This is a genomic window from Membranihabitans marinus, from assembly GCF_021729155.1.
GTDB lineage: Bacteria > Bacteroidota > Bacteroidia > Chitinophagales > Saprospiraceae > Membranihabitans > Membranihabitans marinus.
Genome location: NZ_JAJQYA010000034.1, coordinates 21060 through 46263 on the forward strand (window position 1 = coordinate 21060; position 25204 = coordinate 46263).

Below are 25204 nucleotides of genomic sequence, written 5' to 3' on the forward strand. Positions count from 1 at the left end.
TCTTGTCAGAAGATTGACAATGCAAAAAGTCCGCCAAGCAACATTGTTTGATGCTTTATACACCTCACCCACCCGAGGGAATAATCCCTCGGTTCCCTTATCAAATGCCTTTAGTAGGCATTTGGCTCTTTGAGCTGCATTCGGTAACCCACGGTTTTAACATATCATCCTTTCAGGGACTGAATGCAGTTGCACGAAGTGCAACCCAATTGATTAAATATCAATTGGATGAAGGAGCCAAGGTCACTGTGCCGAGGCGTGACAGCAACATAATTCGATAGTGTTATCTACCATGCCGAGACGTGATATTGTTAATTTATTTTGAAGACGTAGAGACGCAATGCCTTGCGTCTCAAATAAGTGGTGTTAGGAGACGCAAGGCATTGCGTCTCTACGTCGAGGCGTGATTGCAACGTAATTCGATAGGTTTATAGCCACTGCGCTGTGAAGACACTGCCCTCTAATTCATCAGGTTTCTACTTTAATATATTATGTCGTCCTTTCAGGACTTCTTTTCAAGATGACAATTAATTCATAGGGTTTTACCCTATGCTGACATATTTCGTCCTTTCAGGACTTATTTATCAAGCTGGTTTCGCATGATTACTTCGTAATTCGATAGTTTTTTAGCCACTGGCTTTGGGCAAACCAATCTAATATAATAAGAGAAAAGTCCTGAAGGGACGTAGTCTAATAGCATAGGGTGAAACCCTATGAAAAGGATGCCTTCCTAGAAAAAAGTCCTGAAGGGACGAAGTAATACGAATTACATTTATAATTAACGGTAATCTTTCGATTTATTAGAAGTTTTACTTCGTTTAAAATACTCGCCGTAGCTACGGCTATGCCTGTGTTTTTAGCCTCGTCAAACTTCAAATACTCTCGAAATCTTTTCCGTCATTATAAAATGTAATTCGTATAATTCATTTCTATCGACAGCAAACATTTTTTTCTATTAAAATCAAAGTTTGATGTGAATTCAATGATACCATGAATGGTTATGCTCATGGATTTGTCACACTTTTTGCCGAAATAATCATATTATATCTAGTATCATTGAATTAAAACAATGATTATCTGTCAAAGAAAGCCTATAGAGCAAAAAGTCCGCCAAATCAACCTTGTTTGATGCCAATACCGTGGGTTTCACCCACGGCTATTAGACTACGTCCTTTCAGGACTTATTTATAAAGATGTCTGGGTATGACTGAGTATTCTATGATAGAACCTAATTAATTAAGCTGTTCATTTTACAAAAGGTTCATCTCGATTGATTACTGCATAAAGACGTAGTTGCTTGGTCGCTTACTCTGAAGATGTAGAAACAAATCGAAGTATAACCGATAATTATATATGCATTTGGTATAATCGAAATAATCTCTAATGTTTTTAAGGTGATGTTGTTATTGTATTGGACAATTTACCACCCAGGGAAAAAAGCATCTACGTAATGCCTAATACTGTAGTGAGGAGGGGCTTTGGCTACGATGCCAATGACGTCAAAGCGACAGGGACCGTCAAATTTATGTTCTTCTAAATAATGCCCAGCTGCAATGGCCAGATTTTGCATTTGTCGTTCAGTGATAAATTCTGCCGGTCTACCGTACCGCTCATCGCTCCGGTATTTGACTTCTATGAAAACCAAGATATTCTGATCTTGGGCGATAATGTCAACTTCCAATGTGGATTGTCGCCAGTTGAGAGCTATTATGGTATACCCTTTTGTCCTCAAATAGGCAGCAGCTATTCTCTCACCTTTTTGTCCCAATTCATATGTGCTTAATTTAACCATATATTATGATTAATATTACATAAAATAACTGGAGCCTAATCACAGACTGCCAACCTAAAATTAATCTTTAGACCATAGGTAAATGAGATGATTAGTCCTTCTATTCCGATGGTGTTTTATATATTTACAGAAAAAAAAGACCATGTTATCAAAGATTAATCCTACGAATACCAAAAGTTGGGCGCTGTTGACCTCTCATTTTGAGGGGTTAAAAGATCGATCCATCGTCGATCTATTTGACGACCAGCGTTTCGACGCATTTTCATTGCAATTTAAAGACTTGTATTTTGACTTTTCCAAAAATTTAATAGATACGGAGACATTGTCTTTGTTGCGTGGACTGGCTAAGGAGTGTAAGTTGGAAGCTGGTATTAAAAGTATGTTTGCCGGTGAAGCCATTAATGAAACCGAAGGTAGAAGTGTTTTTCACACCGCTTTAAGAGCACCAGAAGGGAGTGAAACCATGATAGGAGGGGAGAATGTCAATCCTGAAGTGTGGCGGGTATTGCATAAAATGGCCGATTTTGTCAATCGATTGAGTTCCGGACAATGGACGGGATATACAGGCAAGCCCATAAAGACAGTGGTCAATATAGGCATTGGAGGATCCGACTTGGGGTCGGTAATGGTCTATGAGGCATTGAAACCCTATCACAGTACAGGTATAGTCTGTGAATTTGTATCCAATATAGACGGCAATCAGATCGCTGAGGTATTGTCTTCATTGAAGGCGGAAGAAACCCTTTTTGTGGTCGCTTCCAAAACATTTACCACGATAGAGACTATGACCAATGCACAAACAGCCAAAAAATGGTTGTTGGAAGCTGGAGCTAGTGAGGCCGATGTCGCCAAACATTTTGTAGCCTTGTCGACCAACGAAAATAAGGTGGCTGAATTTGGCATCGATACCGCTAATATGTTTGAATTTTGGGATTGGGTAGGAGGCCGATATTCGGTGTCTTCTGCCATTGGGTTGCCCGTCATGTGTGCAATAGGTCCGGACCACTTCTTTGAATTTTTGTCTGGATTGCACGAGATGGATGAGCACTTTCGAACAACTCCCATTGAGGAAAATATTCCGGTGACCATGGCCTTGATCGGATTGTGGTACAACAACTTTTTTGGGGCTGAGACAGAAGCCATTATCCCTTATGCTCAATATTTGCATCGTTTTCCCGCTTATTTTCAACAAGGGAATATGGAGAGTAATGGCAAAGGCGTAGATCGATCTGGTGATTACATAGGATATCAAACAGGGCCGGTGATTTGGGGAGAGCCAGGGACGAACGGACAACACGCTTTCTTTCAATTGATCCATCAGGGAACCAAGTTGATTCCTTGTGATTTTATAGGATTTGCCCGCAGTTTTCATCAGCCAGACCGCCATCAGGATATACTTATGGCCAATTTCTTTGCTCAGACAGAAGCCCTGATGGTGGGTAAGTCAAAAGAAGAGGTTCGAGAAGAATTAGAGGCCCAAGGTATGGCGGAAGATAAAATAGAGTTTTTGCTGCCTTTTAAAGAATTTACCGGAGATAGACCGACCAACACCTTCTTGTTGAAGGATTTGACTCCTCGATCTTTGGGATGGTTGCTGGCGATGTATGAACACAAAATATTTACCCAAGGTGTGATATGGAATATATTCTCTTTTGATCAATGGGGAGTGGAATTGGGTAAGGCTTTAGCTAACAAAATACTTACTGAACTGGAAACAGAAAGTGATATTGATAGTCACGATGTATCTACTCAGGGGTTGATTCAATTGTATCGTCAATGGAAGTAAATGAAAAAATAATTAAGATTTGGGGTTGTATTCAACATTATGACTGGGGGGGGTATAGTTTTTTGCCTCAACTATTAAACGTAGAAAATATAGATAAACGCCCCTTTGCCGAATTGTGGTTTGGCCACCATCCCGCCTGTCCTTCTTCTATAAGTGAAGGTCAGTGGTTGACAGAGGAGATGATAGCTGAAGAAACCATGACTTTAAAGGGCTTGCCCTACCTCTGTAAGATATTGGATGTGAAGGATATGTTGTCTATTCAACTTCACCCTTCCAAACAGGCGGCAGAAAAAGGCTATGAAGATGAAAGCAAGCGAGAGGTGTCATTGACGGCGTTTGATCGCAGTTTTAAAGACCGCAATCACAAACCCGAATTAATGTATGCACTGTCTACCTTCTATCTGTTGCACGGGTTTCGGGAGACTGATGACCTTCTCGATGTGTTGGGTGAAATTCCCGCTTTACATTGGGCTCGGGATATTATATTGGATAAAGGTTTGATGGAGTTTTACAGCGAATTTATGAGGGCTGATCAAGAAGAGGTCAATCGTTTTTTATCTCCGCTCAAATCTTATGTCATTGAGCGCGGTCAAGTAGAGGACAAGAGTCATCCGGATTTTTGGGCATTGCGAGCACTTTCTACTTTTGATATGGACTCAGATATAGATCGCGGATTGTTGTCCATCTATTTGTTGAAACTATTGGTATTGTCTCCAGGTGAAGTTGTTTTTCAAGGCGCTGGTATTCCACATGCCTATCTCGAAGGGCAAAATGTGGAAGTGATGTCCAATAGCGACAATGTGATTAGGGGAGGATTGACCAAAAAATACATCAATCACGAAGCTTTGATCCAACTCATGGATTTTGAGGATAGATCGGTTCACCGTTTGATGCCGGTTCGGAATACAGCATTTGGTCGTTCTTTTTTGCCTCCGGTAGAAGATTTCAAATTGGATGTCTATAGTGAAATCCCCGAAGAAGGCCTGATTTTGGAGGTGAAAGCTGTCTCTGTAATATTTTCGGTCATGCCCAAATTCAGGGTTTTAGTGGATGATTCAGAGGTTGAATTGGAAGGAGGAAGCGCTCTGGTAGTGATGGCTGGTCAGCGAATTAGGTTGATTTTAGAGGAGATGGGAGAAATTTTTTGCATCTCAGTGAATCATTAATGGTGTAAAAAGTGTTAGAACTGGGGATATGGTAGTTTAGGAGGTCTTGTGAATGGGGTAAAAAAAAGAAGTCAAGTCCAAAACTGAACTTGACTCTGTGAATGAAAAAACCTAAAAAGAACCTAAACTAGAATTTATATATCGTATTATATTTTGTTTTAATATGTTTGCATTACAAATATAGAATGACTTATTTACATATGCAAGAAAATTATAATATATTTTTGAAATAAATTTTTTCAGGCCGAATGGCCACGATTTAAAATGATCAAATTGGAGGATATTGTCGGTTGAGAGCATTAGAATTTAATAGAAATCCAAGTGAGATTGGGCGAAATAAAAGGAATTTAGGCCTTTTTAAGTCAATTCATGAAAACAGGGTTTTTTTTCATAATGTATTAACCAATAGTAAATAATGTTGCCAAGTATTCAATTTTTTATACATTTTAGTAATATATTTGCTTTTTGAAAATTTTGAATCGATTTAAACATCATATTGGATGAAGGGAATGAAACAAGCTGAGAACGGGCTTTACCGCTCTCAATTAGAGAAAGATTCGTGTGGAGCAGGACTCATAGCAAATTTGCGTGGGAACAAAACACATCAACTGGTTCTGGATGCCCTATTTATGTTAAGTAATATGGAGCACCGTGGAGCCATTGGGGCCGATCCCAATTCTGGGGATGGCGCTGGTATATTGTTGCAAAACCCACATACTTTCTTTAAGAAGAAGTGTAAAGAATTGTCGATAGACCTACCCGAGTTTGGGAAATACGGAGTCGGCATGTTGTTTTTTCCCAGAGATAAAAGTCTAAGGGAACAGTGTAGAGTATTGTTTAATGATTATATAGACGAAGCTGGATTTGAATTGTTGGGTTACCGAAAGGTACCAGTGGACAACGAAATCTTAGGAGTGAGCTCAAAGAGTGTTGAGCCCAAGATAGAACAGGTTTTTGTTAAGCCCAAGGAAGATGTCGATCCCAAGACCTTGGAGCGAAAGCTGTATATCCTTAGAAAGTTTACCAGTCACAATATATGGCAGACCTTCCCCCAAGCTGAAGATGAATTTTATATTTGTTCTCTTTCTTATAAGACTATCATATACAAAGGTCAATTGACCACTTTTCAAGTGAAGGAGTATTTTCTAGATCTTTCGGATTCGGACTTTACTTCGGCTATTGCATTGATTCATTCAAGATTTTCTACCAATACCGTGCCCAAGTGGCGATTGGCTCAGCCCTTTAGATATATTGCCCACAATGGTGAAATCAATACCATTCAGGGAAATATCAACTGGTGGCAGGCGAGAGAACACATCATTGAATCAGAGGTGTTTTCAGAAAATGAATTAAATAAGATGAAGCCTATTATATGGGCAGGTCTATCGGATTCGGGATCGTTTGACAATGTATTGGAGTTTTTGGTGTTGAACGGTTATTCTTTACCCCACGCCATGATGTTGATGATCCCAGAAGCTTGGGAGCACGATCCGCATATGGAAGATCACAAAAAAGCCATCTACGAATATAGCTCTCAATTGATGGAGCCTTGGGATGGACCAGCGTCCATCTGTTTCTCCGATGGTATATTGGTAGGGGCAACATTGGATAGAAACGGTTTGCGTCCATCTAGATATTGTTTGCTGGAGGACGATACCTTAATCGTAGCTTCAGAGGCAGGTGCATTGCCTGTAGAGCAATCTAAAGTAGTTCAAAAAGGACGTTTGCAGCCCGGCAAGATATTGATTGCCGATATGGAAATGAAGAAAATTATCGGAGACGATGAACTGAAAAAAGTGATTTGTAGCCGATTGCCCTATAGAGATTGGTTGGACAACAATACCATTGAATTGGACGACTTGGATCAACATATCCCAGGTTTTATCGAATTCGATGAAAAAACCTTGTTGCGTAAACAAAAATTACACGGTTACACTAGAGAAGATGTCAATTTCTTATTGGCACCGATGATTACTTCCAAAAAAGATCCAATTGGATCGATGGGGGCAGATATTCCATTGGCCGTCTTGTCAAGTAGAGCCCAGCATATATCTAATTATTTTAAACAATTGTTCGCTCAGGTAACCAATCCACCGATTGACCCTATTAGAGAGCGATCGGTTATGTCATTGCATGCCAAATTGGGTAAGAGTGGTAATGTGCTTAAACCCACAGAAGATTTGGCGAAATTTATTAGATTGAAATCGCCAATATTAACCAATGACGAATTCAATAAGATCAAATTTATCAACCACCCAGACCATAAGGTAGGAGTAGTTGATATAGTATATAAAGCAGATAAACAAAAAGGTCGGCTTGAAGCCGCTTTGGATCACGTATGTGCTGTAGCGGAAGATTTGGTTCGAAATAACTGCGATATCATTATATTGAGTGATCGAAATTCAGATTTTTTCTTGGCCCCTATACCTTCCTTGTTGGCGGTAGGAGCCATCCACCATCATTTAATAGAAAAAGGTTTGCGTACCTTGACTTCATTGGTTATCGAGTCGGGAGATGTGCGTGAAACTCATCATTTTGCTACCTTGATCGGTTATGGTGTCGATGCCATCAACCCGTATTTGACCTATGCCAGTTTGGCCGATTTGTACAAAGCCAATAAATTTGGAGATCTAGCATCTCTAGATGAGGTCATCAAGGTATATATATATGCTGTAGAAAATGGCTTATTGAAAATCATGTCCAAGATTGGAATCTCTACAGTGTTGAGTTATCAAGGTGCGAAAATATTTGAAATCCTCGGTTTGAATTCCAGCGTGGTGAAAAAATGTTTCCGCGGTACAGTAAGTCGAATCGAAGGTATTGGATTTGACGAGTTGTCTCAGGAAACATTGAAATGGCATTCCATGGCCTTCCCGTCATCGGCCATTGTACATTCGGGATTGGATGAAGGGGGAGTATATCAATGGAAACAAAGGGGAGAAGATCACTTATTCAATCCACAGACCATTCACCTGCTTCAACATTCTACCAGAAGTGGAGACTATAAAATCTTTAAAAAATATTCTAAGTTGATCAATAGTCAAGCTGATCAGGCGATCACACTTAGAGGACTGTTGGATTTTAGAAAGGGACAATCCATAGATATCGAGGAAGTGGAGCCTGTGGAAGAAATCCTTAAGCGATTTGCAACTGGAGCCATGTCATTTGGTAGTATTAGTTTCGAAGCCCATACTACTCTGGCCATCGCTATGAATAGAATAGGAGGTAAGAGTAATAGTGGAGAAGGAGGAGAGGATGAAATCCGATATGAAACGATGGAAAACGGTGATTCAATGAAGTCGGCCACCAAACAAGTTGCTTCTGGGCGATTTGGGGTGACCAGTCATTATTTGACCAATGCCATTGAAATACAAATAAAAATGGCTCAAGGAGCCAAGCCAGGAGAAGGCGGACAGTTGCCCGGACACAAAGTCGATAAGTGGATTGCGAGAGTGAGACACTCGACTCCAGGGGTAGGTCTGATATCGCCACCTCCGCATCACGATATATATAGTATCGAGGATTTGGCTCAATTGATCTACGATCTTAAGAATGCGAATCCATTGGCTAGAATCAATGTGAAATTGGTATCAAAAGCCGGTGTGGGTATTATCGCCTCCGGTGTTGCCAAGGCTCATGCCGATGCGATATTGATCGCTGGTCACGATGGAGGAACAGGGGCATCGCCACTATCTTCTATTTCTTATGCTGGTTTGCCTTGGGAGTTGGGATTGGCAGAATCTCATCAGACCCTAGTGCGCAATAACTTAAGAGATCGTGTGACTTTGCAGACTGACGGTCAGATTAGAACCGGTAAGGATTTGGCCATAGCTACCCTTTTGGGAGCAGAAGAATGGGGAGTTGCTACCGCTGCCTTGGTGGTTGAGGGGTGTATTATGATGCGTAAGTGTCATTTGAATACCTGTCCTGTAGGTATCGCCACCCAAGATCCAGAATTGCGTAAGCGATTTACAGGAAATGCGGATTATGTAGTGAATTTCTTTACTTTCTTGGCTATGGAATTGCGTGAAATTATGGCGCAGTTGGGTTTCCGTACGGTAAACGAAATGGTCGGTAAAGTAGAGATGTTGAAAATGCAGCGAGAAATTACGCATTGGAAGTATAAAAACCTCGACTTAAGTCCCATCTTATACAAAGAGCCTGTAGAAGAATCTGTAGGTCAATATAAGAAGGTAGAACAAGATCACGGAATCGAAGATGTACTGGATCGAAAACTTATAGAACACGCTAAAGTGGCCCTAGAATCAGGGAATAAAATCGCGGGAGAATTTAAAATTAAAAATACGGATAGAGCTACCGGTGCCATGTTGAGTAATCAGATTTCATTGAAATATGGAAGTGCTGGATTGCCTGATGGTACTATCGATTATCGATTTAGAGGTTCAGCGGGACAGAGTTTTGGTGCTTTTTCTGCCAAGGGGTTATTGTTCCGATTGGAGGGAGAGTCCAACGATTATTTCGGTAAGGGATTGTCTGGAGCTGTTCTTGTAGCTACACCGGATAGAGATGCCGTCTTTGTACCTTCTGAAAACATCATTATTGGAAACGTGGCGCTTTATGGAGCTACTTCTGGAGAAGCTTATATCCACGGAATGGCTGGAGAGCGATTTGCAGTGCGAAACTCTGGGGTAAAAGCTGTCGTTGAAGGAATGGGAGATCACGGTTGTGAGTATATGACTGGTGGTTTGGTTATCAATATCGGATCGTGGGGCAAAAACTTTGCCGCTGGTATGAGTGGAGGTAAAGCCTTTATTTACGATATCGATAAGACCTTCCACAAGACCTGTAATATGGAGATGGTTGATTTGGAAAGACCAGAAGGGGAAGATTTATTAGAAGTCCGTCAAATGATTCGAAACCACTTTAATTATACTTCAAGCCAAAAAGCTTTGGATATCCTCCAAAACTGGGATCGTTTGAAGAAGCATTTCATTAAAGTGATGCCTAAGGATTTGAAACGGGTGATGGAATTGAATAAGGAAAAAGAGATTACTAAAAAAGTAGCTGTAGGCTAGTAAAAGTATATAACATGGCAGATCCAAAAGGATTTTTAAAATACGACAGAGCACTTCCTTCAAAGGAAAATCCAAAGGATAGAGTTCAACATTATAAGGAATTTGATATTCCATTTACCCATGAGGAGACCAATCAACAAGCTGCTCGCTGTATGGATTGTGGTATTCCATTTTGTCATAATGGATGTCCATTGGGGAATATTATCCCGGATTTCAATGATGCGGTATTTAGAGAAGATTGGCAGGAGGCTTATGAAATTTTGTCTTCGACCAATAACTTTCCAGAATTTACGGGGAGAATATGTCCAGCACCATGTGAAACCGCTTGTGTATTGGGTATCAATCAACCCCCTGTAGCTATTGAACATATAGAGAAAAGTATAGCAGAAGAAGCTTTTAAAAGAGGATATGTACGACCGGTGCCTCCTGTGGTAAGAACGGAGAAAACGGTGGCCGTAGTCGGAAGTGGACCTGCTGGACTAGCTGCTGCAGCTCAGCTCAATAGAGCGGGACATACGGTGACGGTTTTCGAGCGCAATGACGAAGTCGGTGGTTTGTTGAGATATGGAATTCCCGATTTTAAATTAGAAAAGTCAGTGGTTGAGCGACGAATTCGGGTTATGGAATCTGAAGGGATTAAATTTCAGACCAACGCCTATGTGGGCCGCAACGTAGCTGTAGAAGATTTAAAAGAAAATTTTGATGCCATTGTTTTGGCTGGAGGTTCTACTATTCCAAGAGATTTAGGTATCCCTGGAAGAGGATTAAAAGGCGTTCATTTTGCCATGGACTTTTTGGAGCAAAACAACCGTAGAGTTGCAGGAAAAGAGATTAAAACAGAAGAGATCCATGCCAGTGGAAAAAATGTAGTGGTTATTGGTGGTGGGGATACTGGATCGGATTGTGTAGGTACATCGAACAGACACGGTGCTCAGTCCATTACCCAAATCGAGTTGTTGGGCAAACCACCATTGGAGCGCGATGCTTCTACACCATGGCCATTGTGGCCTATGAAATTGCGAACTTCTACTTCTCACGAAGAAGGATGTGAGCGCAAGTGGTCGTTGATGACAAAACGTTTTGTAGGAGATGCGGACAACAATTTAAAAGGTATAGAAATCGTAGAGATTGAGTGGAGGCACAATCCAGAGACAGGTCGAAATGATATTGTAGAATTAGAAAATACCATAAGAGAGATTCCTTGTGAATTGGCTTTATTGGCTATTGGGTTTATTCATCCGGAGCATGCTGGCATGTTGGATGAATTGGGTGTAGAGTACGATAATAGAGGCAATATTTTGGCTGAAAATTATGCTACATCAATGGAAGGTGTTTTTGCTGCCGGTGATATGAGAAGAGGTCAGAGTTTGGTGGTATGGGCGATATCTGAAGGTAGAGAAGCGGCCAGAGAAGTTGATCAATACCTTATGGGCGTGTCGAGCTTAGAAAGCAAAAACAAGGCCAGAACGGCATTGGTATAGAAGGTAGATCTGAAGACCGAAATGGTCTTGAATTAAAATTATAATAACAAAGGCTGTTCCATTGATTTGGGACAGCCTTTGTTGATTGGGGTATGATCTGCAAATATACCATGGTGGGCATGACGAAATTGCATAAAATTTGCTGATGATTTTTGGGGCAGTCACGTCTTCAAAATCAATTAACATGATTAGGACATGATGCAATCGTATTTTCCATAGAATTAACGGGACAACCATGCTGGAGCACAATAATAAATGTCTTAAATTTTTATGAATACCTAGCCGGAGTGAACGAATGAAGTACACGACTGAATAAAGTTGCTCAAAGAGCAGCCAGATGAACTAAATGTTCATCTGATGAAGGAGCCACGACCACTGTGTCGTGGGTGGGCAAGAGTGCCGTAAATCGGTCTACGATGTGACTGAGCGAAATGCGCAGCATCTAATCGACTAAATGTCGATTGGGTGAAGGGATCGAGGCCACTGCGCCTCGGGTGGGTACGCAACCGTGGCATGACGAGATTCCATGAAATTTGCTGTATATTTACGGTGGATTTTCGCCATAGCACAATAATGAATATCTTGAATTTTCATTGATGCCTAGCCGGAGCACAGTGATAAAATACCTGTCAATTTTTGGGGCAGTCAGGCCATTTTGTAGAGGCGCAAGATTTTGCGTCTCCTGTCATATATTTTAAGTAGGCGACCAAGCAAATACGTCTTTATGTAGTAATCAATCGAGATGAACCTTTTGTAAAATGAACAGCTTAATTAATTAGGTTCTATCATAGAATACTCAGTCATACCCAGACATCTTTATAAATAAGTCCTGAAAGGACGTAGTCTAATAGCCGTGGGTGACCGAATGAAGCTCGAAGAGCCAAATGCCTACTAAAGGCATTTGATGAGGGAACCGAGGGATTATTCCCTCGGGTGGGTGAGGTGTATAAAGCATCAAACAATGTTGATTTGGCGGACTTTTTGCATTGTCAATTTTCTGACAAGAAGAGGTCATATCTTTTCATTCCCTGTAATTATATAATAGAATAGATTGGGCAAAAAGTGTGACAAATCCATGACCATCACCATACATGGTGTCATTCAATTCACCTCAATCATTGAATTTGATAGAAAAATGATGTTTGCTGTCGATATACTCGGTAGTCTAATATTAATACAAATTTCATGGCATATCCACCCCCTAACCCCCGCCAGCGGTGGACATAAGAGATGCTGGGCAATAAATGTGACAAATCCATGACCATCACCATACATGTTATCATTCTATTCACATCATTCATTGATTTTAATAGAAAAATGATGTTTGCTGTCAATAGAAATGAATTACTTCGTCCCTTCAGGACTTTTTTCTAGGAATGCATCCTTTTCATAGGGTTTCACCCTATGCTATTAGACTGCGTCCACTTCGACCAAGCTCAGTGCGCCGCTTTCAGGACTTTTCTATTGTTATATTAGATTGGTTTGCCCAAAGCCAGTGGCTGATAACCTGACAATTTTTGGGGCAATCACGTCTTCAAAATCAATTAACATGATTAGGACATGATGCAATCGTATTTTCCATAGAATTAACGGGACAACCATGCTGGAGCACAATAATGATTGTCATGAATTTTTATGAATACCATGCCGGAGCACAGTGGCTTCGGCTCCCTTCACTTCTCCATAGCTTATGCAGCCTCTTAGACATTGCTCTAAAGAACAACTTCACTCCGTCAAAACCAAGGTGTAGTTAGAAACGAAAGGTCATTTTTGGTATAGAATTCTGGAAATTTGTCAATAAACCTTGAGTGGTTTTATCAGTATTTTTAAAATATATAAACAGAGGTATATATTATTTTATTGATTAAAGTTCGAATTATTAATTAACTGTTGATAGGGTCTTTGATCAGCTATATAAACTAGGGTTCTGTTAAAATCACAACAATGACATTACATATTTTTCATCGTTGAATAATGTTTGTAAAGAACTTGTTTTTTTTAATTATTTATGGGTTTTTTTAAATTTAAATATAGAATTATTGTCTTTTTATCTAATTTATACTAAATATTCCTATGGTATATACTAAATATTCCTATGATATATATTGAATTTTATGTTGTTGTCTTATGTATTTGTCATTTAATTTGCTTATTTTTAACTGTTGTTGAAGGTGATTTATATTATAAGTGTTGTGTTTTAGTTATAATAATGGTAATATTTTATTAAAACTCCATATATCCAGCAGTATGTTAAATAATTTTCTAGCGAGACTATTTGAATATAAATATTTAGTATTAATATTTATATTCAGTCAAGGAAGTCGAGTTCAAGCTTCAATTGTCATACCTTATTCCAACTATGGAGAGATGGCATTCCACTCCAGTACAGTGGTTTATGCCAAAGCACTTAAGAACTATGAGGAAGAAGTAAACGGTGTTCACTATGACCAAACTGAATTTGAAGTTATATCGCTGATAAAAGGCCAGATAAGTCAGCGTTTCTCCGTCCGAGGAATGTCTCGACGAATTGGTGAATGGCATACCTTAATTTCCGGTGAGAATAAATTTGAAGTAGATAAGATTTATGTCTTGATGTTGGAGCCCATCAATGAGGCTTTATGGAAAACGAAACTGTTGTCCTATGGGGTGCTAGAAGAAATCGAAAGCGAGTCGGTTAAGATAATGGTTCCCGTATTAGAAAGCAGGCTGATATCTCTACAGCCGAATGAATCATTTGAACCATTGCAAGCTTATCATACCAATGGTTTGTTGTCTATGTTAAAAGAAGTGTCCACTGGTGTCATTCAATGGGATGCCAGCCAAATAGTTGTGGATTACGATTTGGAAGAAAGAATACAGGTTGAGTTGCGGGCACAGCCCAGTCATTGTTCTTATTTGGCCAATTCACGATGGGAGAATTTGGATAGTGATGCCATTGAAGTGTACTCTCATGAAGATGGAGATACAAGTATTTCAAATGTTTCTAATCTAGTGTCTAGTGCGATAAGCGATATGATGAGCAATTACGATAATATCTTATTGACTTATTCTGGAAGCCATGATTATAGTCCAGATACATTGGATGATTCAGTTTTAGATGGTCAATTTTATTCTTATGCATGGTCCAAAAATAGGGGAAGAACTATTATAATTCAATACAACGATCCCCAAGATGAAATCGATGATTTGAACAATTGTAATGGCATATTGGCTTATGGAGGGATGTATTATTCAGCTAGAAATGATGAATTTAATGGAGTCACATGGAATAGTTCTACTGTAGGTTATGTCTTGGTCAACAATGGAGTGGGTAATTGTTTGTCCAATAGTCAATATGAAATTATGTTGATTCACGAAATGACTCATTCTTTGGGCCTTGATCATATACCAGCCACCAAGAGGGCAAATATGAATCCTAGTTGCTGTAATAGTATTACCAACAATGATATCGAATGTGTGAATTTTGCCTACGAAAATCAATCTTTACCATTGGATTTACTGGCTTTTTATGCCAGTATAATCGATGAAGAAGGTGTTGAACTTATCTGGGAAACAGTAAATGAAGTAAATCACGACTATTTCGAAATTCAATACAGTACGGACGGATATCAATTTGATGTATTGGACAAGATGGTTAATCAACACCCAGAGATAGATAGTAAGGAGTATAATTATTTGCACAGTAATCCCAAACTGGGACTGAATTATTATCGATTAAAGCAGTACGATTTCGATGGTAGTTATACCTATTCTCCCACTCGATCCATCCAATGGTCAGGGGGAAAACAGAATGAATTGAGTCTTTATCCCAATCCGACTTCAGCTGAAATAGTGATACAGAATTTGGGATTGAAACCCGCTCATTATTCACTGTCCGATGTAACAGGTAGATTAATCACTCAGGGTGCCCTTCAATCCAATTCTTTAAATTTTGATTTTCTCAATGCTGGAACATATATTTTGACGATAGAGCAAGATAATAATCTATTCGTTGAGCGTTTAATTATTTTATAGAGGTATGTAGCATACAAAACAAGGCAGTAATTTCAAATACCTCTATTAGCGTCTGTTATAATTCGATTTGTACCTATGTCCTCATATGGAATTATAGATCATCTCACGATGCAATAGTGTTGCCCATAGGATTAACGGGGCAATCACCCCTCGGGACTGTGGCTGAGAACATGACGATTTACGGTGTAGTCACGCCTCACGTAGAGACACGACTGAATGAAGTAGTCTGAAAGACTACCAAATGCCCTTAACGGATGACCGAATGCAGTCATCCTCACCATTGATCCGTTTAGGATCAATGATTGCTCTAAAGAGCAACTACGCACGGTCATCCTAGACAATTCCCCTCTTTTGGAGGGGTGTCAGTTTACTGACGGGGTGGTTAGGAAATTCTGCAGGTAATATTAAAATATATTTTTTTTCAATCGAACCACCCCGTCTGACAAGTCAGACACCCCTCCAATGGAGGGGAATTTCGCTGCCGAATTTTATGCACTCTAGTCGCAGCACAGTGGCTAAAATCCTTACGAACTACAGGGCAATCACGCCGAAGCCAATGGCTTCGGTTCCTTCGCCAAATGCCGATTTACGGCATTTGGTTGTCCTTCGGACAACTATGCTCAGTCACCTGAAGGGACGACATAATAGCATCGGGTGAATTCCTGATTCATATTCTTATCTTTTAATATCAAAACCACACCGTCAGTTTTCACAAATACTAGTCATGCCGCAGTGGGCATGACTTCTCTCATCTGGCTTACCCACCCAAAGCCAGTGGCTTTGGTGCCTTCGTCATTGGTAGATTGACTACCAATGGTCCTGTGGACCCTACTCAGTTAGATTTAGTCCATCGGGTTGCCCTTTGTGCAACTTCATTCGTTCACCTCGGGACTGTGGCTGAGAACCAGACAATTTATGGGGCAGTCACGCCTCACGTAGAGACACGACTGAATGAAGTAGTCTGAAAGACTACCAAATGCCCTGAACGGATGACCGAATGCAGTACATTATCGAACATAATACGTAGTATCATAGACCGTAAATCGGTCAATGGTGAGATAACCACAGCTACCATGCTGTGGGTGGGTGAGGAAAGGTCGTAAATCGACCTTTGATGAGGGAAGACGACCACTGTGTTGTGGATGGGGATGCCAGGAAAAAGGAGCCGAAACCTCCGCGTTTCGGGTGGGTTGGCCTTGCGTCTCCTAACACCACCTATTTGGTAATAGTTATGACAATCAGGACTGCTTGTGAGGATAACAGCAATTAGTTTACATGTTTTTTCTATAGATAATTTGTGTAAAGTTGTTGTTTTTTTGCAGGTGTTTATAAATTGTTTTAAATTAAAATATTTGGATTTGTTAAAATTGGTTGTGTAATGCTAATTATCTTCATGATTTCTAGCAGTTTGTATTTCAAATCTATAAGTTGTTGATGTTTAAGGGGGGGGTAATTTTAACTATTGTTAAGAACAATTAATGTTATAATGGTGGTGTTTTAGTTATACTAATGAAAAATTTTATTAAAACTCTATACAGCCAGCAATATGTTAAAATATATTAATTTAAATAGACTTTTTGATTATAAGAATACACTTTTATTATTTATATTTCTTGTCGGTCATGGATTTCATACCTATGGTTCCATTATCATACCATACGATAATTATGGTGAAATGGCATTCTACTCCAATGCTGTGGTTTATGCCAAAGCACTTCGCAATTATGAGGAAGAAGAAAACGGAGTTCATTATCAACAAACCGAATTTGAAGTAATTTCATTGATAAAAGGCCAAATGAGTCAACGTTTTTCTGTGCGAGGAATGTCCAAGCGTATTGGAGAAGGGAGAACCTTAATCTCTGGGGATAATAAATTCCAAGAGGATAAAATATATGTCTTAATGTTGGAGCCGATTACTGAGGGATTGTGGAGAACGAAACTATTGTCCTATGGGGTCTTGGAAGAGGTCGTTAAAGAGGAAGAAAAGATTATGGTTCCCGTAGTGGAAAGTATGATGATTTCTTTGCAACCGAACGAATCTTTTGAACCTCTGCAAGCCTATAAAACTACAAGTTTGCTGTCTATGCTAAAGGAGGTCTCAACTGATGCTCAAAAATGGGAGGCCAGTAAAATCGCTACAGATTACGATTTTGAAGAACGGATTCAGCTAGAATTGAGAGCCCAGCCCAGTCATTGTAGTTATTTATTGAATTCAAGATGGGAAAATTTAGATACTGATGCTGTTGAGGTTTATTCTCACGAAGATGGGGATGCAGATGAAACTGGGGTAGCTAGTTTGGTCTCCGATGCAGTAGGCGAAATCGTGAATGGCTACGATAATATCTTATTGACATATTCAGGCAGCCATGACTATGATCCTGGAAACAATAGTTCTGCAACTGGGAACCATTTCTTTAGTTATGCTTTAGGTAAAAATGGAGGTCGGTCCATCCTTATTCAGTACAATGATCCGAAAAGTGAAATTCCAGATATGACAAATTGTTCGGGTACATTGGCCATTGGAGGAGTTTATGTTTATAGAGCAAATAATGATTTTAATGGAGTTTCATGGGATAGAAATGCTGTCGGTTATGTAGTGGTCAATAATGGTGTCGGCAGTTGTTTTAATAATAACAGTTATACCACAATGCTCGTCCACGAAATGACTCACGCTTTGGGACTAGGTCATATTCCAAGCACTAATCGAGCAAATATGAATCCAACCTGCTGTAACGATATTTCAAGTTATGATGTGGAATGCATCAATTTTGCCTATGAAAACCAATCTTTACCACTAGATTTACTGGCTTTTTATGCCAGTCCAGTCGAAGAAGAAGGAGTTGAACTTAATTGGGAAACGGTAAATGAAGTAAATCACGACTATTTCGAAATTCAATATAGTGCAGATGGATCTCAATTTGATGTATTGGGTAAAGTAGAAAATATTAATCCTGAGATAGATAGTAAGGAGTATGAGTTTTTGCATAGTAGTCCAAATCTAGGGGTAAATTATTATCGACTAAAGCAGTACGATTTCGATGGCAGTTATACCTATTCTCCCACTCGATCCATCGATTGGTCAGGGGGAGATCACAATGAATTGAGTCTATTTCCCAATCCGACTTCAGCTGAAATTGTGATCCGGAATTTGGAAGCGAAACCCGCTCAGTATTCCCTGTCCGATGTGACGGGTAAATTAATAGCTCAGGGAGATCTTCAATCCAATCATTTGAATTTTGATTTTCTCAATTCCGGTACTTATATACTGACGATAGAGCAAGATAAAATTCGATTTGTAGAGCGTTTAATTATCTTATAAATGCATTTGGTATTACTAGTTAACCTATCCAGCTGGATAGGATATATCGATGAGATGGTCTTCTTGCGCGAATATTTCCGAACAGAAAGAATTGTACATCTAATTAAAAAAAAAGGAGGTCATCGACCTCCTTTTTTTATTTATGATTATCATAATCGAGTAACACTTCAAATATTAACCGACATTATAAAATGCGTTTGGTATAATTATTAATTCATACGGTTTTACTCCTCTCAAATTTGTTGTTAAATATATCGATTGATGAGGTTCTCAATATATTCTTGACGACCGCTTGTTGCTTTTAAATGACTGCCATCACCAGTGATATTGGCCAAATCTTCCAAACTCAATTTGCCCGCTTCATAATCTAATCCAGCTGAGGTTTCCCAACTTTGGTAGCGATTGCTAAGCAGTGATTTGTATTCTGAAGTAGTCAATATTTGATGGGCTATTATTAGCGCACGAGCAAATAAATCGATACCTCCGATATGGGCATAAAACAAATCTTCGAGATCGGTGCTGTTTCTTCTTATTTTGGCGTCAAAATTAATACCTCCACCTTGAATACCACCACTGTCGAGAATGATCATCATCGCCTGAGTCAACTCATATAAATTGACAGGGAATTGGTCGGTGTCCCAGCCATTTTGATAATCACCGCGATTGGCATCGATACTTCCCAATGCATTGGAATTGGCCGCTACTTGGAGTTCGTGTTCGAAAGTATGCAAAGCCAATGTGGCGTGATTGACTTCGAGATTCAATTTGAAATCATCCATTAAATCGTATTCTCTTAAAAAGCCCAAAACTGTAGCTGCATCGTAATCGTATTGATGCTTGGTCGGTTCTGCTGGTTTGGGTTCGATAAAGAAGGTTCCGGTAAATCCATTTTTGCGAGCATAGTCTTTGGCCATATGTAAGAACTGTGCCATATGATCCAATTCCTTTTTCATATTGGTATTCAACAATGACATATATCCTTCTCGACCTCCCCAAAAGACATAATTTTCACCGCCCAACTTAATGGTAGCATCGATGGCATTTTTCACTTGAGCTCCGGCATGGGCCACTACTTGAAAGTCGGGATTGGTTGCCGCTCCATTCATATATCTCGGATGTGAAAACAAATTGGCAGTACCCCAAAGAACCTTAACGTCGAATTCGGCTTGTTTTTCAAGGGCATAATCGGTGATAAAGTCCAACCTTTTTCCAAAAGTGTTGATGTTTTCGCCTTCATCTATTAAATCGATATCGTGGAAGCAATAGTATTTAAGTCCTAACTTAGAAATAAATTCAAAGGCTGCATCCATTTTTTGTTTTGCTCTATCCTCCGCACTATTTCCAATATTCCACGGCATGGGGCGGGTAGGGTGGCCAAAAGGATCCCCTCCGTCTCCACAGAAGCTATGCCAATAGGCTACGGCAAATTTCATATGATCTTCTAGAGTCTTGTCGCCCACTTTGGCATCCTTGTCGTAATAGCGATAGGCCAATGGATTGTCTGAATCTTTGCCCTCGAATTTGATCTTGCCTACATTTTTAAAATAGGCGGATTGGTTAGATTGTGCAGTCATATTTATTTTGTATTTAATTGATCTATTAATGATTTTTTCCATTGTTTATAGCTCTCTTCTAGGCTGGGTTCAGCATTTGATGGAAGATATTCTCGCAACGGTTTTTGTTGTTGGAAGGCTTGATCTATGTCTTTATAATGACCAATGCCTAGGCCAGCTCCAATGGCAGCACCTACTGCTCCGGTCGCTTCAACTACGACAATTTTTATTTGAGCCAATTGCGCAATTGTCTCACTAAATATTTTGGATTGAAATAGATTGTCGTTGCCAGTTTTGATAATCTTGGTTTGGATGCCCAGAGATTGCATGATTTCTATACTGTAAACAAAGGCAAAGGCAATGCCCTCTAACGCCGATCGAATCATGTGATCTTGGCTATGGGTGTTGAGGTCGATGCCGAGGATGTGGCTACCGATTTGTCTGTTTTGAAATATTCGTTCCGCCCCGTTGCCAAAAGGCAGGGTCAGTAATCCATCTGATCCCGCTGGTATTTTTTCCGCTCTCGATTCCAATTCAAAGTAGGAATTGGAAACGCCCACGATTTGTTCGCGAATCCAGCTATATACTATACCTGCTCCGTTGATGCATAGCAGAGTGCCTATGGATGGGTGATCGGTGGAATAATTGACATGGGCAAAACTATTGGTTCTCTGCTCTATGTCCAAGACGGCTTGGTCAGATATGCCGTATAGAACTCCCGAAGTACCACCAGTAGCGGCAAGGACACCGATTTCGCTGACATTTAATGAAAATGCATTGTTTGGTTGGTCGCCTGCTCGATATCCCACCGGTATGCCGGGAGACAAGCCCAATTCCCGGGCTGCTGTTTCCGTTAACAATCCACTATTGTGGAAGGATCCATGATGTTCGGGTAAAAAGGATGGGGGAATGTCGTAGGCTTTCAATATTTCGTAGGCCGGAGTGTTTTCTTTAAAATTCCATAAAATAGCTTCACTTAAGCCGGAGATGGAAGTAGAGACTTGATCGGTCAATTTCAGAGCAATATAGTCGCCAGGCAAAAGGATTTTCCATATTTTATTGTAATTATCGGCTTCATTCTCCTTGACCCAGAGTAATTTTGAAAAGGTGAAATTTCCGGGGAGGTTGTAGTATGCATTCATCAATGTCTCTTTCCCCAGTTTGGATTCTACACCATGTCCAATTTCTACAGCTCTACTATCACACCATATTATAGAGGGTCTAATGACTTCCTTGTCTTCATCGATCAACACGAGGCCATGCATCTGATAGGCAATGCCAATCCCTATGATTTGGTCTCGCGCCCCGGGGTATTGGGTCAATAATTTCTGTGTTGCTTCCACGATATATTTCCACCAAGTACTGGGATCTTGTTCGGCATGATTTTTTTCAGGTACATCTATTTTCATTTCTGTATTGGGTGCCTGCACCGTCAATATCGTCCGTCCTGTATCGGCTTCTACCAAGGCCGCTTTGATAGATGAACTACCAATATCATATCCTAACAAATACATATCTGAATTGGGTTATGTGTGTTTCGAAATAAAATGTGGATAATTTCAAACTTAATAATTATTAATATTTGACTCCTTTTTTCATCGATGAATATATTAAATAATTATTGAAAGTACTAAATTAAATGGGATTCTCATTGAGGTATAGTTTCCTTATAATAATAGTGTGGAACAATAAGATAAATGGATTTAATATATGGTTATTACGATAGGTCGTTGGATAACGAGGAGGTTGGTGGGCTGACAATTGTCGTCAGGTATTACCTGTAGCGGCGACAATGCAAAAATCTAGCATTCAATACTTTGGATCTAGACTTAACTATGACTACGTCGATAGGTGAATATTCAAATGGCGACATTGTATATATTTCTACGGCCACCATTTTATGTGTTTATTAGTGAAAATACCTATGATTTCAGTAGTGGATTACCTTATACTAAGTGGATTTTGTATTATCCCAAGTGGATTTCATATAAAATACCTAGTCCTTTCTTCAATATTAGGAGTAAGGAAAATTTCAGTCGCTGTTCACCGTCGAAATCATCATGTCAACCAAGAGACAAAAAATATTATGATGGGAAATGTTTTATTTGAAATGGTAAAATGCAGAATTTCTGCGACTAAAAAAAAACGGAAAAATACAAGATCCATGTATATTTCCGTTTAATGTACCCGGAACAGGACTTGAACCTGCACGTTCGTAATTGAACACAAGGCCCTCAACCTTGCGCGTCTACCAGTTCCGCCACCCGGGTATATAAAGTGTGCGAATTAAAGGACGACAAAGATAATACTTTTTTACTTGCGCTAATTATTTTTTTTGAATTTGAATAAATAGAGGGATTCGTGTTAAATTTGTACTTGTTTGGCAATATATTACATATGTGATATATTTTTAATATATTAGCCAATTATTACTCTTAGGATGAACATCAAAGTATGGCAGTTAAAAAGAAAAAAGCAAAAAAAACTAAAAAACGAGGCATAGATCAAAGAGGGCGAGCAATCCTAGCTTTGTTTGTAGCTATGTTGTCGGTTTTTTTACTTATCGCTTTGACCAGTTATTTATATACGTGGAAGCAAGATCAAGATAAGGTGTTGAAGTTTTCGTGGAATCTGCTTTTTGCCAAAGAGGTGAAGGTGGACAATTGGTTGGGTAGATTGGGGGCTGTAATCGCCCATCAATATGTATTTTGGGGAGTGGGAATTTCTGCATTTTTACTGCCTTTTTATGGATTGGGAACGGCCATTATCATTGTCGCACGCAAACATTGGATGAAACTGCTGCGCATGACGACGTATTTAACCATAGCTTTTTTACTGTTTCCATTATTGTTTTCTTTTCTGTTTACTCAGGCTCAATTTTCATGGGGTGGAGCCATCGGATTGAGTTTGCACAATTACCTCGAGGCCTTTATTGGCAAGGTGGGTACTGGAGTTTTGCTGTTGTTCTGTTTTATCGGTTTGGTTTATTGGCACAATGAATATCTACCTGAAATCAAAAATACATTTGAGTTTAAATGGTCGGTATTTAGGTCAAAACAGAAAAAAGTCGTCGATACCTTCTTGTCCGGTCAAATGTTTGAATCGGTAGATCCTATGTCGGAAAATGACAGGGAAGAAGAAACGGAAGAAGATGAATTTGAAGATACCATCACGGAATTGCCATCTATCCCTCAAAATAATGAAGTCAATGCTGCTGCGGAAGAAGTCAAGTCCCTTGAGCCGGGCATAGAATTGGATATGTCCTCTCTTCAAGTGGAAGTGCCTAAGTCAAAATCAAAGACATCTATCGCCGATCTGCCTTTAGAAGTAGAAGAAGTAGTTCCCCAACCCGTACAACCACAAGAAGCCCAACCAATACCCCAGGTAAGAACGGCTGATGTGGAAGAAAATCGCAAGTTGGAAGTAGAAATGGATGACAAAACCAAGCTCCTAGAACCCTATGATCCCACTATGGAGTTGGGCAAATACGTGAGTCCCGTTTTGGACTTATTGGATACCTATATGGTCGACGATATTTCCATAAATAGAAGTGAGTTGGAGATGAACAAGAATCAGATCGTCACCACTTTGCAACACTATAAAATAGAGATTACCAAAATCAGAGCTACCATCGGACCAACCGTCACTCTGTATGAGATAGTTCCGGCCCCCGGGGTTCGTATTTCTAAAATAAAAAACCTGGAAGATGATATAGCCCTGTCATTGGCTGCATTGGGGATTAGGATCATTGCTCCCATTCCTGGAAAAGGAACCATTGGGATTGAAGTTCCCAATAAGAAAAAGCAGATTGTAAGCTTGAAAGAGACCATGAATTCGGAGAAATTCGAGGACGCCAAGATGGAGCTGCCCATAGCCATGGGAAAAACGATAAGCAACGAAGTATTTATCGCAGATTTAGCAAAAATGCCGCATTTGTTGATTGCTGGTGCTACTGGTCAAGGGAAATCTGTGGGTATTAATACTATTATCATGTCCTTGTTGTATCGCAAGCATCCCAGTCAGGTCAAATTGGTGTTGATCGATCCCAAGAAGGTGGAATTGTTTCCGTATTCTAAATTGGATAAGCATTTTCTCGCTTTTTTACCTGGTCAGGAAGAACCCATTATTACCGATACCAAGAAGGTTGTCCACACCTTAAATAGTCTCTGTATAGAGATGGACGAAAGGTATAATTTGTTGAAAAAAGCACATGCGCGAAATATCAAAGAGTACAATAAGAAATATACAGCGCGAAATCTTAATCCATTAAATGGCCATAAATATCTACCATTTATAGTATTGGTCATCGATGAATTTGCCGATTTAATTATGACGGCGGGCAAGGAGGTAGAGATGCCTATTGCTCGACTGGCTCAGTTGGCTAGAGCCGTGGGTATCCATTTAATTATAGCTACTCAGAGACCTTCGGTCAATATTATTACCGGGGTGATTAAGGCCAATTTTCCAGCGAGACTGGCATTTAAGGTGACTTCAAAAGTCGATTCGCGAACTATTTTAGATTCCGGTGGAGCCGATCAATTAATCGGTCGCGGGGATATGTTGTTGGCTTCAGGAAGTGATATCATTCGATTGCAGTGTGCATTTGTAGATACACCAGAAGTGGAAAGAGTTATTGATTTTATCTCCGATCAAAGGGGGTTTGCAGAGCCCTTCTTACTACCAGAATATACCGATCCCGATGAAGGGGGAGGTGGGGCAGGCAGCATTAAAGCCTCTGAATTGGATGAAATGTTTTCAGAAGCTGCCCATCTCATTGTTGCCAATCAGTCGGGAAGTACTTCAATGTTGCAGCGCAAGCTAAAACTCGGCTACAATCGAGCGGGTAGGATAATGGATCAATTGGAGGCTTTTGGAGTAGTAGGACCCAATGAAGGCAGCAAGGCACGGGAAGTGTACATCATGACAGAAAGTGAATTAATGGAGCATTTAGAAATGGTTTTTAAGACCAATTAATGGTAAACAATAATCTTTGCTGAGTATCTTTGGCCATTGCGAATCAAATACTACTCGTTATTATTCCGTTAAAACTTTTAAAA

At 39.8% G+C, this 25204-nt stretch carries 11 protein-coding genes and 1 tRNA gene; 7 read left to right on the forward strand and 5 right to left on the reverse strand.

All coding sequences use genetic code 11. The annotated features are described in order from the left end of the window. Positions 1–1420 precede the first annotated feature (1420 nt). Positions 1421–1792 carry a YraN family protein gene (locus LVD51_RS16660; protein WP_236972498.1) on the reverse strand — a complete coding sequence of 124 codons (372 nt, stop codon included), beginning with the start codon at positions 1790–1792 and terminating at the stop codon, positions 1421–1423. 142 nt (positions 1793–1934) lie between these two features. Between LVD51_RS16660 and pgi the strand changes: the two genes are divergently transcribed. The 4 genes from pgi (at position 1935) to LVD51_RS16680 (ending at position 11261) form a co-directional block, all read left to right on the forward strand. Beyond that, the gene (gene pgi / locus LVD51_RS16665; protein ID WP_236972499.1) at positions 1935–3578 is read left to right on the forward strand and encodes a glucose-6-phosphate isomerase; all 1644 of its coding nucleotides are present in this window, start codon (positions 1935–1937) and stop codon (positions 3576–3578) included. Beyond that, positions 3569–4744 carry a mannose-6-phosphate isomerase, class I gene (gene manA / locus LVD51_RS16670; protein ID WP_236972500.1) on the forward strand — a complete coding sequence of 392 codons (1176 nt, stop codon included), beginning with the start codon at positions 3569–3571 and terminating at the stop codon, positions 4742–4744. The genes pgi and manA overlap by 10 nt, the downstream gene beginning before the upstream one ends. Positions 4745–5244: 500 nt before the next feature. Continuing rightward, positions 5245–9780: a glutamate synthase large subunit gene (gltB, locus tag LVD51_RS16675; protein WP_236972501.1), complete on the forward strand. Its 4536-nt coding sequence runs from the start codon at positions 5245–5247 to the stop codon at positions 9778–9780. Positions 9781–9794: 14 nt separating this feature from the next. Further along, positions 9795–11261 (forward strand): glutamate synthase subunit beta, encoded by a 1467-nt coding sequence (locus LVD51_RS16680; protein ID WP_236972502.1) that lies wholly within the window; start codon positions 9795–9797, stop codon positions 11259–11261. A gap of 1115 nt (positions 11262–12376) precedes the next feature. On the opposite strand, the gene LVD51_RS16685 is transcribed toward LVD51_RS16680, so the two are convergent. Next, entirely contained in the window at positions 12377–12553 is a 177-nt protein-coding gene (locus tag LVD51_RS16685) for a hypothetical protein (protein WP_236972503.1), read from the reverse strand. Positions 12554–13508: 955 nt separating this feature from the next. Between LVD51_RS16685 and LVD51_RS16690 the strand changes: the two genes are divergently transcribed. Then, entirely contained in the window at positions 13509–15275 is a 1767-nt protein-coding gene (locus tag LVD51_RS16690; RefSeq protein ID WP_236972504.1) for a zinc-dependent metalloprotease, read from the forward strand. Between the two features lie 1546 nt (positions 15276–16821). Then, positions 16822–18594 (forward strand): T9SS type A sorting domain-containing protein, encoded by a 1773-nt coding sequence (locus LVD51_RS16695; RefSeq protein WP_236972505.1) that lies wholly within the window; start codon positions 16822–16824, stop codon positions 18592–18594. Between the two features lie 245 nt (positions 18595–18839). Here the strand turns inward: LVD51_RS16695 and xylA are convergent, their stop codons facing one another. From xylA to LVD51_RS16710, 3 genes are all read right to left on the reverse strand, one after another. Then, on the reverse strand, positions 18840–20168 hold the full coding sequence (xylA, locus tag LVD51_RS16700) for a xylose isomerase (protein WP_236972506.1): 1329 nt from the start codon (positions 20166–20168) through the stop codon (positions 18840–18842). Positions 20169–20170: 2 nt separating this feature from the next. Further along, entirely contained in the window at positions 20171–21661 is a 1491-nt protein-coding gene (locus LVD51_RS16705; protein ID WP_236972507.1) for a xylulokinase, read from the reverse strand. A 670-nt stretch (positions 21662–22331) separates the two neighbouring features. Further along, positions 22332–22417: transfer RNA gene (locus LVD51_RS16710), tRNA-Leu, on the reverse strand. Positions 22418–22601: 184 nt separating this feature from the next. Between LVD51_RS16710 and LVD51_RS16715 the strand changes: the two genes are divergently transcribed. Next, complete coding sequence (locus LVD51_RS16715; protein WP_236972508.1) at positions 22602–25121, forward strand: FtsK/SpoIIIE family DNA translocase; 2520 nt, start codon at positions 22602–22604, stop codon at positions 25119–25121. Positions 25122–25204 lie beyond the last annotated feature (83 nt).